This is a genomic window from uncultured Amaricoccus sp. (assembly GCF_937858865.1).
Classification (GTDB): domain Bacteria; phylum Pseudomonadota; class Alphaproteobacteria; order Rhodobacterales; family Rhodobacteraceae; genus Amaricoccus.
In genome coordinates this window covers 1-10634 of record NZ_CALLYO010000334.1, presented here as the reverse complement: position 1 = coordinate 10634, position 10634 = coordinate 1, and the positions used below count along the sequence as shown (strand labels likewise).

Below are 10634 nucleotides of genomic sequence, written 5' to 3'. Positions count from 1 at the left end.
TCGCCGAGGACACGGTGGCGAAGTTCGAGGCGGAGACCGGGATCAAGGTCGTCTATGACGTCTACGATTCAAACGAGGTCCTCGAGGCGAAGCTTCTCGCCGGCAATTCCGGCTATGACGTGGTGGTGCCGACCTCGAGCTTCCTGCAGCGGCAGGTCGCGGCCGGCGTCTACATGCCGCTCGACAAGTCGAAGCTGCCGAATCTCAAGAACATGGACCCCGAGCTGATGGAGAAGGCCGAGGCCTACGATCCCGGCAACGAGCATTCCGTAATCTACATGTGGGGCACGGTCGGCATCGGCTACAACAAGGCGAAGGTCGCCGAGCGGCTGGGCGCGGATGTGCCGGTCGACAGCTGGGATCTCGTGTTCAATCCCGAGTTTGCGGCGAAGCTGGCCGACTGCGGGATCACCATGCTCGACAGTTCGACCGACATGCTGCAGGTCGCCGCGGCCTACCTCGGGCTCGATCCGCTGACCACCGATCCGGCGGACATGGAGAAGGCGGCGGACCTGCTGATGAAGGTCAGGCCGTACATCCGCTACTTCAACTCGTCGCAGTATATCTCCGATCTCGCGAACGGCGAGATCTGCGTGGCGGTCGGCTTCTCGGGCGACGTCTACATCGCCGCGGCGCGCGCCGAGGAGGCGGAGAACGGCATCGAGATCGCCTACAGCCTGCCGGTCGAGGGCACGCAGCTCTGGTTCGACATGATGGCGATCCCGGCCGACGCGCCGAACCCGGACGCGGCCCACAAGTGGATCAACTTCATCATGGAGCCGCAGATCACCGCCGACATCACCGACTATGTCTCCTATGCCAACGCCAACACGGCGTCGCTGCCGCTGGTCGACGAGGCGGTGCGCAACGACCCGTCGATCTTCCCGCCGGCCGACGTGATGGCGAAGCTCTTCCCGACCGTCACCTACGGCGGGCAGCTCGACCGGGTGATGACCCGGCTTTGGACCAAGGTCCGGACGGGCCAGTGATGAGGGGCCAGTGATGAGGGGCCAGTGATGCGGCCGGTCCTGATCGCTGCGGGTCTCGCCTGGCTCGCCGCGCCCGTGATCGCCGAGGAGATCCACGTCTACAACTGGGCCGACTACATCGGCCCGGAGACGGTCCGCGCGTTCGAGGCCGAGACGGGGATCAAGGTCGTCTACGACGTCTACGATTCGAACGAGGTGCTCGAGGCGAAGCTGCTCGCGGGCAACTCGGGCTACGACCTGGTGGTGCCGACCTCGACCTTCCTGCGCCGGCAGATCCCGGCCGAGGTCTACCAGCCGCTCGACCGGGAGAAGCTGCCGCACTGGAAGAACCTCGATCCGGAGCTGCTGGCCGACGCCGAGGCGGACGATCCCGGCAACGCCTATGCCGCCATCTATCTCTGGGGCACCAACGGCATCGGCTACAACGTCGAGAAGGTGGCGGAGCGGCTCGGGCCGGAGGCGCCGGTCGACAGCTGGGCGCTGGTCTTCGATCCCGGGAATGCCGCGAAGCTGGCCGACTGCGGGATCACCATGCTCGACACGGCCTCGGAGATGGTGCCGCTCGCGCTCGCCTATCTGGGGCTGCCGCCCGATTCGACGCGCGCCGAGGATCTCGAGAAGGTCGCCGCGCTCTTCGAGGCGGTGCGGCCCTACGTGCGCTATTTCAACGCCGTGCAGTACAACAACGATCTCGCATCGGGCGAGGTCTGCGTCTCGGTCGGCTTCTCGGGCGACGTCTTCATGGCCGCCGACAATGCGGCCCAGGGGATCGAGATCGCCTATTCGGTGCCGAAGGAAGGCGCGATGCTCTGGTTCGACATGCTGGCGGTCCCGGCCGACGCCCCGAACCCGGCCGGCGCGCATGCCTTCATCGACTTCCTGCTGCGCCCGGAGGTGATCGGCGAGGTGACGAACGCGGTCTTCTATCCCAACGCCAATGCGGAGGCGGCGCCCTTCGTCGATCCGGAGATCCTCGCCGACCCCGCGATCTATCCGACGGCCGAGGTGATGGAGCGGCTGTTCCCGCAGCCGGTGCACGACCCGCGGGACGACCGCGCGCTGACCCGTCTCTGGACCAGGGTGCGAACCGGACAATAGTCCCTTCCGCCGGCTACCCCGCCGAATTGCACGGCGGATCGCGATTGTGATGCTATTTCAGGTTGAGTAAAGGAAGCTCCCGTACATAGCGGTGGCAGCGTAGTCAGCAGGGACATGAGCGCCGGCATGGGGAAGGTCGCGGGAGCTGGGCGCTCGGTCATGCGGCTCGCCGGCGTCGCGGCCGCCCTGGTGCTGCTCGGGGTGCTGGTGGTCGCCGGCGCCTACGAGAAGCGCTGCCGCGAGGCGATGCTGCAGGCGGCGCGGGCGGAGGTGCAGGAGCGGCTGGTGCTCCTGCGCTCCGATCTCGAGGGGGCGCTCAACGCGCCGCTCGAGACGGCGCGGGCGTTCGCGGCGGTGGTGCGCTACCGGCCGGAGATGGATCAGGCGGAGTTCCACCGGCTGGGCGAGCAGCTCCTCGCGGGCCTGCCCTCGATCCGCAACGTGTCGCTGGCGCCGGATCTCGTGGTGCGGCAGGTCTATCCGCTCGTCGGAAACGAACGCCTGCCGGGCGTCGACTTCCGCACCATGCCCGCCGAGATGGGCTCGGTGGAGCGGGCGCGGGAGACCGGGGAGTCGCTGCTGGCTGGACCGCTCGATTTGATGCAGGGCGGCCGCGGCTTCATCATCCGCACGCCGATCTTCGTCGATGGCGCGGGGGAGGGCGGGCGGCGGTTCTTCGGGATCCTCTCGACCGTCGTCGACGAGGCGGGGCTCTACCGCGCCGCCGGGCTGGAGGAGCCCGGTCTCGGGCTCGAGGTGGCGTTGAGCGGCCGGAACGGGCTGGCCGACGGCGGCGGGCCGTTCTTCGGCGATCCGGCGGTTCTGGCGCGGCAGCCCGTCACCGCCGAGGTCCGGGTGCCGCTCGGCACCTGGCAGATCGCCGCGGTGCCCGTGGGGGGCTGGCAGCAGCCGCCGCCGCTCTGGGGGACGCGCGCCCTCTTCGCGCTCGGCGGGCTGCTGATCGCGGCGCCGATCGTCGGGGCGGCGCAGTTCGTGACTGCGCGCCAGGCCAAGATGGCGCTGATCCGCGAGCGGGAGGCGGAGCTCTCGCGGCTGTCCTGGCGGCTCGAGTTCGCGCTCGCGGCCTCGGAGATCGGGGTCTGGGACGTCGATCTCGCGACCGACCGGCTGATCTGGGACGAGCGGACCAAGCGGCTCTTCGGCCGCGAGGGGGAGGAGGGGCCGTTCAGCGAGGCCGACTGGATCGGGGTGCTGCATCCCGACGACCGCGAACGCGCGGTGGCGGCGGCCAACGCCGCGGTGCACGGCGGCGGGCGGTATGCGGTCGACTATCGCGTGCAGCTGCCGGATGGCGCGGTGCGGCACGTGCGCGACGTCGCGAAGCGCTACGAGGGCCCGGACGGGTCGCGCCGGCTGGTCGGGCTCGTCTGGGACATGACCGCCGACGTCGAGCGGCAGGAGGAGCTGAACCTGCGCCGCCTCGAAGCCGAGGCGGCGACGATGGCGAAGTCCCGCTTCCTCGCCGCCATGAGCCACGAGATCCGGACACCGCTGAGCGGAGTGCTCGGGCTGCTCGGGCTGATGCTCGACGATCCGCTGCCCACGCGCCAGCAGGAGCGGGCGAAGATCGCGCTCGCCTCGGCGCAGAGCCTGCTGCAGATCCTGAACGACATCCTCGACTTCTCGAAGCTCGAGGCCGGGCAGATCCGCATCAGCGAGGAGAGCGTCGACCTCCGCCGGCTGCTCGGCGAGGTGGTGGAGCTGATGGCGCCGCCGGCCGAGGAGAAGGGCCTGAGCCTCGGGGCGGAGGTGGACGACTCGGTCCCCGAGTGGATCGTCACCGACCCGATGCGGCTGCGGCAGGTGCTGACCAATCTCCTCTCGAACGCCACGAAGTTCACCGAGCGCGGCGAGGTCCGCGTCAAGGTGAGCTACGCGCCCGAGGGCGAGGCGGGCGTGCTGGCGGTCTCGGTCGAGGATACCGGCATCGGCATCGCCGCGGCGCAGATCGAGCGGATCTTCCAGGACTTCGTGCAGGCGGACGATTCCCTCAGCCGCCGGGCCGGCGGAACCGGGCTGGGGCTGGCGATCTGCCGCCAGCTGGTGGGGCTGATGGGCGGCGAGGTCAGCGTGCGCAGCGTCCCGGAAATGGGCTCGACCTTCCACTTCACCATACGCACCCGCCCGGGCGCCAGGACGGAGGCCGGAACCGCCGAGGCCGGCGGCGGCGCCCGCCGGCTGCCGCCGATGCGCGTGCTGCTCGCCGAGGACCATGCCACCAACCAGTATCTGATCAGCGCCTACCTGAATGCCGCCGGCCACCAGGTGGTGGTGGCGCAGAACGGCGCCGAGGCGCTCGAGGCGGCGGCCGCCGGCGGCTTCGACATCGTGCTGATGGACGTGCAGATGCCCGAGGTGGACGGCCACGAGGCGACCCGGCGCATCCGCACGCTGCCCGGGCCCGCAGGCAAGGTGCCGATCATCGCGCTGACCGCCAACGCGCTGCTCGGCGACCAGGAGGGCTGCCTCGCGGCCGGGATGGACGGCTATCTCGCCAAGCCGATCGACGTCCTCGCGTTGCACGCGGTGCTGCGCCGCTTCGCGCCGGAGCCGCCGCGACGCCCGGTGGCGGCGTCCTGAGGCGCCACCGCGCGGAGTCTCTAGACAGGGGCGGCGGGCGAACTCTAAGGTCGGGCGGGTCACGAGCGGAGCCCTGATGAACGAGACCCTGACCGTCGCGGCGGCCAAGCCCTGGGCAACCGGCAGCGAGCGGCCATTCGTCCGTATCGAGAAGATCACCAAGAAGTTCGGCGACTTCTATGCCGTGGACGATGTGAGCCTCGACATCTGGAAGGGCGAGCTCTTCTGCCTGCTCGGCGGTTCCGGCTGCGGCAAGTCCACGCTCCTGCGCATGCTCGCCGGCTTCGAGACGCCGACGAGCGGCCGGATCGAGATCGACGGGCAGGACATGACGGGCATCCCGCCCTACGCGCGCCCGACGAACATGATGTTCCAGTCCTACGCGCTCTTCCCGCACATGACGGTGGAGAAGAACGTCGCCTACGGCCTGCATCGCGACGGGATGAAGGGCGATGAGGTGCGCGACCGCGTCGCCGACATCCTGCGCCTCGTCAAGCTCGACGCCTTCGCCCGGCGCAAGCCGCACCAGCTGTCCGGCGGCCAGCGGCAGCGGGTGGCGCTGGCGCGGAGCCTCGTCAAGCGGCCGAAGCTCCTGCTGCTCGACGAGCCGCTCGGCGCGCTCGACAAGAAGCTGCGCGAGGAGACCCAGTTCGAGCTCATCAAGATCCAGGAGACGCTCGGCGTCACCTTCATCGTCGTCACCCACGACCAGGAGGAGGCGATGACGCTCTCCACCCGCATCGGGGTGATGAACGCCGGCGTCATCGTCCAGGTCGGCGAGCCGTCCCAGGTCTACGAATATCCGAACTCGCGCTTCGTGGCCGACTTCGTCGGCACGGTGAACATGTTCGAGGGGCGCGTGTCCGAGGACGAGCCGGACTATATCTCGATCACGAGCCCCGAGGTCGGGGGCGAGATCTATGTCGGGCACGGGGTCTCCTGCGTGCTGAACCAGCAGCTCTGGTTCGCCATCCGGCCGGAGAAGCTCCGGGTCAGCCGCGAGCGGCCGGAGAAGGAGCACAACGTCCTGCCGGCCGTCGTGGAGGAGGTGGCCTATTTCGGCAACCTCTCGGTCTACCGGCTGCGGCTCGACACCGGCAAGCTGGTGCAGGCGACCAAGGTCAACCTCTCGCGCTCGGAGGAGGACGCGATCTCCTGGGACGAGCGCGTCTGGGTGACCTGGGGCGACACCGCCGGAGTGGTGCTGACGCAATGAGCGGATTGATCGAGCGGCTGCCGCCGCTGCGCTGGACCGCCGCGCTGCTGCGCCGGCTCGGGCTGCGCGGGCGGAGCGTCGTCATCGCGGTGCCCTTCCTCTGGCTGCTCGTCTTCTTCCTCGTGCCCTTCCTCGTGGTGGCGAAGATCAGCCTGAGCGAGGCGGCGATCGCGCGTCCGCCCTTCACGCCGCTGCTCGAGTGGGACGGGCTCCGGGCGATCGTCACGCTCAACTTCGGCAACTTCGCCTTCCTCTTCGACGACCCGCTCTATCTCAACGCCTATGTGTCCTCGCTCAGGATCGCCTTCGTCTCGGCGGTCATCACGCTCTTCGTCGGCTATCCAATCGCCTACTATATCGCGCGGAGCCCGGAGGGGCGGCGCTCGATCCTGCTGACGCTGGTGATCCTGCCGTTCTGGACCTCGTTCCTGCTGCGCGTCTACGCTTGGCAGGGGTTCCTGCGCTCGAACGGGGTCATCAACAACTTCCTGCTCTGGGCCGGGATCATCGACCAGCCGCTGGTGATGCTGCAGACGAACTTCGCCGTCTATCTCGGCATCGTCTATACCTATCTGCCGTTCATGATCCTGCCGCTCTACGCCAACCTCGTGAAGCTCGACGAGAGCCTGCTCGAAGCCTCGGCCGATCTCGGCGGGCGGCCGGCGGCGACCTTCTTCCACGTGACGCTGCCGCTCTCGATGCCGGGTGTCATCGCCGGCTTCATGCTCGTCTTCGTGCCGGCGATCGGCGAGTTCGTCATCCCCGAGCTCCTCGGCGGGCCGAACACGCTGATGATCGGCCGGGTGCTCTGGAACGAGTTCTTCTCCAACCGCGACTGGCCGGTGGCGAGCGCCGTGGCGATCGCGATGCTGGTGATCCTCGTCGTGCCGATCATGATCCTCAGGAACGCCCAAGCGAAGACGGAGGAGAGCTGATGCCGCGCGCCTCGACCATCCTTCTCGTTGTCTGCATCCTGGGCTTCGTCTTCCTCTACGCGCCGATCCTGTCGCTGATCATCTTCAGCTTCAACGAGAGCAAGCTGGTCACGGTCTGGGGCGGCTTCTCGACCAAATGGTACCGGGCGCTGCTCGAGGATCCGCAGATCCTCGGCTCGGCCTGGATCAGCCTCAAGGTGGCGGTGGTGACGGCGACGCTCTCGGTCGTGCTCGGCACGCTGGCCGCCTACGTCTTGACGCGCTTCGGGCGGTTTCGCGGGCGGGCGCTGCTGACCGGCATGTCGACGGCGCCCCTCGTCATGCCGGACGTCATCACCGGGCTGTCGCTGCTCCTTCTCTTCGTCTCGATGGAGCAGCTGATCGGCTGGCCGGCCGGGCGGGGGATGACGACGATCATCATCGCGCACGTCACCTTCTGCATGGCCTATGTGGCGGTCGTGGTGCAGTCGCGGCTCGCCGACATGGACGAGAGCCTCGAGGAGGCGGCGATGGATCTCGGCGCGCGGCCGGTCAGGGTCTTCTTCGACGTGACGGTGCCGGTCATCGCGCCGGCGCTCGTCGCCGGGTGGCTTCTCGCCTTCACGCTCTCGCTCGACGACCTCGTGGTCGCGAGCTTCGTCACCGGGCCGGGGGCCTCGACACTGCCGATGGTGATCTTCTCCAAGGTCAGGCTCGGGGTCAGCCCGGACATCAACGCGCTCGCCACGATCATCATCGCCATCGTGGCGCTCGGGGTCTTCATCGCCTCCTGGCAGATGCGGCGGGCGGCGCGCCATGGATAGCGGCGATCAGGCGTTCCGCGCCGCCGGCACGCGCGAGCACTGGGCGGAGATGACCTATGGCGGGGCGCTCTCCTTCCTGCGCCGGCGCTACAGCCGCGATCTCGCGGGCGTGGACGTGGCGGTGATGGGCTTTCCCTACGACGCGGCGGTGACCTACCGGCCGGGCTGCCGGCTCGGGCCGCGGGCGATCCGGGCGGCGTCGGTGCAGCTCGCCGAGCTCAAGGCCTTCCCCTTCGGGTTCGATCTTCTCGCCTCGCTGGCGGTGGTCGACTGTGGCGACGCGATGCTCGACCCGCACCATCCCGAGACGGTGGCACCGGCGATCGAGGCGGCGGCGGCCGAGGTGATCGCCTCCGGGGCGCGGCTGCTCTCGCTCGGGGGCGACCATTTCATCAGCTGGCCGCTGCTGCGGGCGCATGCCGCGCGGCACGGGCCGCTCGCGCTCCTGCAGGTCGACGCGCACGGCGACCTCTGGCCGGACGATCCGGGGCGGATCGACCATGGCACGATGATGGGGCGGGCGATCCGCGAGGGGGTGGTGGACGCCAGCCGCTCGACGCAGATCGGCATCCGCACCTTCCACGAGTCGACCGAGGGGCTCGAGGTGCTGACCGCGCCCTGGCTGCACCGCAACGGCGTCGAGGCGGCGCTCGCGCTGGTGCGGGAGCGGGCGGGGGACGCGCCCTTCTATCTCTCGTTCGACATCGACGCGCTCGACCCGGCCTTCGCGCCGGGAACCGGCACGCCGGTGCCGGGCGGGCTCGCGAGCTGGCAGGCGCTCGAGCTGATGCGCGGGCTCGGGGGGCTCAATCTCGTCGGCATGGACATCGTCGAGGTCTCGCCGCCGTTCGATCATGCCGAGATCACCGCGCTCGCGGCGGCGCACCTCGCGCACGACTGGCTCTGCCTGCTGGCCGGGCAGGCGGGCGCCGTGCCCGCGCCGGTCGGGCGGCTTTAGGAAGGACGCGAAGAAAATGCCTGCCGATTCGGCCATCCAGTTCCTCGACCGCCTGCCCGAGACCTTCCGCGAGTGGCTCGCCGGGCGGCGCATCGAGGAGGTGGAATGCGTGATCGCCGACATCGCCGGGGTCTCGCGCGGCAAGGCGATGCCCTATGCCAAGTTCGTGCGCGAGGACCGGATGTTCCTGCCGACCTCGATCTTCCACCAGACGATCGCCGGCGACTATGTCGACATGGACATCGCCAACCAGTGGACCGAGTCCGACATGGTGCTGAAGCCGGACTACGATACGGCGACGGCGAGTCCCTGGGCCGAGGACGTGACGCTGCAGGTGATCCACAACGTCGAGGATCTCGCCGGCCGGCCGATCTCGGTGGCGCCGCGGAACGTGCTGAAGCGGGTGGTGGAGCTCTACGAGGAGGAGGGCTGGCGGCCGGTCGTCGCGCCGGAGATGGAATTCTACCTGATCAAGCCGAACCTCAACCCGAACGAGCCGATCGAGCCGCCGGTCGGGCGGACGGGGCGGCAGATGGTGTCGCGGCAGGCCTACTCGATGAGCGCGGTCGACGAATACGGCAAGGTGATCGACGATATCTACGAGTTCGCCGAGGCGCAGGGGTTCGAGATCGACACGATCATCCAGGAGGGCGGCGCCGGGCAGGTGGAGATCAACCTGCTTCACGGCGACCCGATCAAGCTCGCCGACCAGGTCTTCTTCTTCAAACGGACGATCCGCGAGGCGGCGCTGCGCAACAACTGCTTCGCGACCTTCATGGCCAAGCCGATGCAGGAGGAGCCGGGCTCGGCGATGCACATCCACCAGTCGGTGGTCGACATCAGGACGGGGAGGAACATCTTCTCCGACGCCAAGGGCGAGCCGACCAAGGCCTTCTACTCGTTCCTGGCCGGGCAGCAGCGGCACATCCCGACCGTCGTCTGCATGCTCGCGCCCTACGTCAACAGCTACCGCCGCTACGTGCCGCACGGCTCGGCGCCGATCAATCTCGAGTGGGGGCCGGACAACCGCACGACCGGGCTGCGCGTGCCGATCTCGGAGCCGCACGCGCGGCGGATCGAGAACCGGGTGGTGGGGATGGACTGCAACCCCTATCTCGCGCTCGCCGCCTCGCTCGCCTGCGGCTATCTCGGGATGAAGTCGAAGCTGAAGCCGCGCGAGCCGGTCGCGGGCGAGGCCTATCACCGGCCGCGCGCGCTGCCGCGCGACCTGCTCGCCGCGCTCGATCTCTTCGAGGAATGCCCGGAGATCACCGCCGTGCTCGGGGCCGAGTTCTGCAGCCTCTACAAGGCGATCAAGCGGGACGAGGTGGAGACCTTCCTCAGGGTGATCTCGCCCTGGGAGCGCGACCATCTCCTGCTGAACGTATGAGACGGCGGGCGGCGCGGGCCGCAGTTGCGGCCATTTCGTGCGCGCAGGTGCGCGCATTGTTTTCTTTGCTTGTCTTTCCGCCTGTTGGCGGAAAGACGACTGCTCTCCAGGTTAGCTAACCTGTATGAAAGCCTTGGTTTCCCGTGCCGCGGCTTGATCTCCTGACGGCGAACGACCGCGACGGGGCGTATCCCGAGAGCTGGTATGCGGCGACGGCCGCGCTGTTGCCGCCTTTCCCGCCGCTCGTCGGCCGCGCGGAGGCGGACGTCTGCGTGGTGGGGGGCGGCTATACCGGGCTTTCGGCGGCGCTGCATCTCGCCGAGGCGGGGATGCGGGTCGTGCTCCTCGAGGCGCAGCGCGTGGGCTGGGGTGCCTCGGGGCGGAACGGCGGGCAGATCGGCTCGGGGCAGCGGCGGGACCAGGCGTGGCTGGAGGCGCGGCTCGGGCGGGCGCGGGCGCATGTCCTCTGGGAGATGGCCGAGGAGGGCAAGGCGCTGCTGCGGGGGCTGGTGGCGCGGCACGGCATCGACTGCGACCTGCGGCCGGGGGTGATCTCGGCCGCCTGCCGCGCCGGCGAGGTGGCCGGCTGGCACGCGGAGGCGGAGACGCTGGCGCGCGACTACGGCTACCGGGAGCTCGAGCCG

Annotated in this window: 9 protein-coding genes; all 9 read left to right on the top strand. The window is 69.2% G+C overall.

Annotated elements, in window-relative coordinates:
• Positions 1 to 989: polyamine ABC transporter substrate-binding protein (locus Q0112_RS09490; protein WP_297974420.1), on the top strand; the 989-nt coding region annotated here is incomplete at its 5' end.
• A 27-nt stretch (positions 990 to 1016) separates the two neighbouring features.
• A complete protein-coding gene (locus Q0112_RS09485; protein ID WP_297974418.1) occupies positions 1017 to 2087 on the top strand; it encodes a polyamine ABC transporter substrate-binding protein in 1071 nt (356 codons plus the stop codon).
• A gap of 126 nt (positions 2088 to 2213) precedes the next feature.
• On the top strand, positions 2214 to 4688 hold the full coding sequence (locus tag Q0112_RS09480) for an ATP-binding protein (protein WP_297974416.1): 2475 nt from the start codon (positions 2214 to 2216) through the stop codon (positions 4686 to 4688).
• 76 nt (positions 4689 to 4764) lie between these two features.
• Positions 4765 to 5904 carry a polyamine ABC transporter ATP-binding protein gene (locus Q0112_RS09475; RefSeq protein ID WP_297974414.1) on the top strand — a complete coding sequence of 380 codons (1140 nt, stop codon included), beginning with the start codon at positions 4765 to 4767 and terminating at the stop codon, positions 5902 to 5904.
• Positions 5901 to 6839: an ABC transporter permease subunit gene (locus Q0112_RS09470; protein ID WP_297974411.1), complete on the top strand. Its 939-nt coding sequence runs from the start codon at positions 5901 to 5903 to the stop codon at positions 6837 to 6839. The genes Q0112_RS09475 and Q0112_RS09470 overlap by 4 nt, the downstream gene beginning before the upstream one ends.
• On the top strand, positions 6839 to 7642 hold the full coding sequence (locus Q0112_RS09465) for an ABC transporter permease subunit (RefSeq protein ID WP_297974409.1): 804 nt from the start codon (positions 6839 to 6841) through the stop codon (positions 7640 to 7642). The genes Q0112_RS09470 and Q0112_RS09465 overlap by 1 nt, the downstream gene beginning before the upstream one ends.
• On the top strand, positions 7635 to 8600 hold the full coding sequence (speB, locus tag Q0112_RS09460) for an agmatinase (protein WP_297974407.1): 966 nt from the start codon (positions 7635 to 7637) through the stop codon (positions 8598 to 8600). Before Q0112_RS09465 ends, speB begins: the two co-directional genes overlap by 8 nt.
• Positions 8601 to 8616: 16 nt before the next feature.
• Complete coding sequence (locus Q0112_RS09455; RefSeq protein WP_297974404.1) at positions 8617 to 9990, top strand: glutamine synthetase family protein; 1374 nt, start codon at positions 8617 to 8619, stop codon at positions 9988 to 9990.
• Positions 9991 to 10133: 143 nt separating this feature from the next.
• Positions 10134 to 10634 (top strand): FAD-binding oxidoreductase (locus Q0112_RS09450; RefSeq protein WP_297974401.1); only part of this gene is annotated, 501 nt, incomplete at its 3' end.

Coding starts and splice junctions, on each gene's coding strand:
- Q0112_RS09485 (WP_297974418.1), top strand. CDS start 1,017: ATGCGGCCGGTCCTGATCGCTGCGGGTCTCGCCTGGCTCGCCGCGCCC.
- Q0112_RS09480 (WP_297974416.1), top strand. CDS start 2,214: ATGGGGAAGGTCGCGGGAGCTGGGCGCTCGGTCATGCGGCTCGCCGGC.
- Q0112_RS09475 (WP_297974414.1), top strand. CDS start 4,765: ATGAACGAGACCCTGACCGTCGCGGCGGCCAAGCCCTGGGCAACCGGC.
- Q0112_RS09470 (WP_297974411.1), top strand. CDS start 5,901: ATGAGCGGATTGATCGAGCGGCTGCCGCCGCTGCGCTGGACCGCCGCG.
- Q0112_RS09465 (WP_297974409.1), top strand. CDS start 6,839: ATGCCGCGCGCCTCGACCATCCTTCTCGTTGTCTGCATCCTGGGCTTC.
- speB (WP_297974407.1), top strand. CDS start 7,635: ATGGATAGCGGCGATCAGGCGTTCCGCGCCGCCGGCACGCGCGAGCAC.
- Q0112_RS09455 (WP_297974404.1), top strand. CDS start 8,617: ATGCCTGCCGATTCGGCCATCCAGTTCCTCGACCGCCTGCCCGAGACC.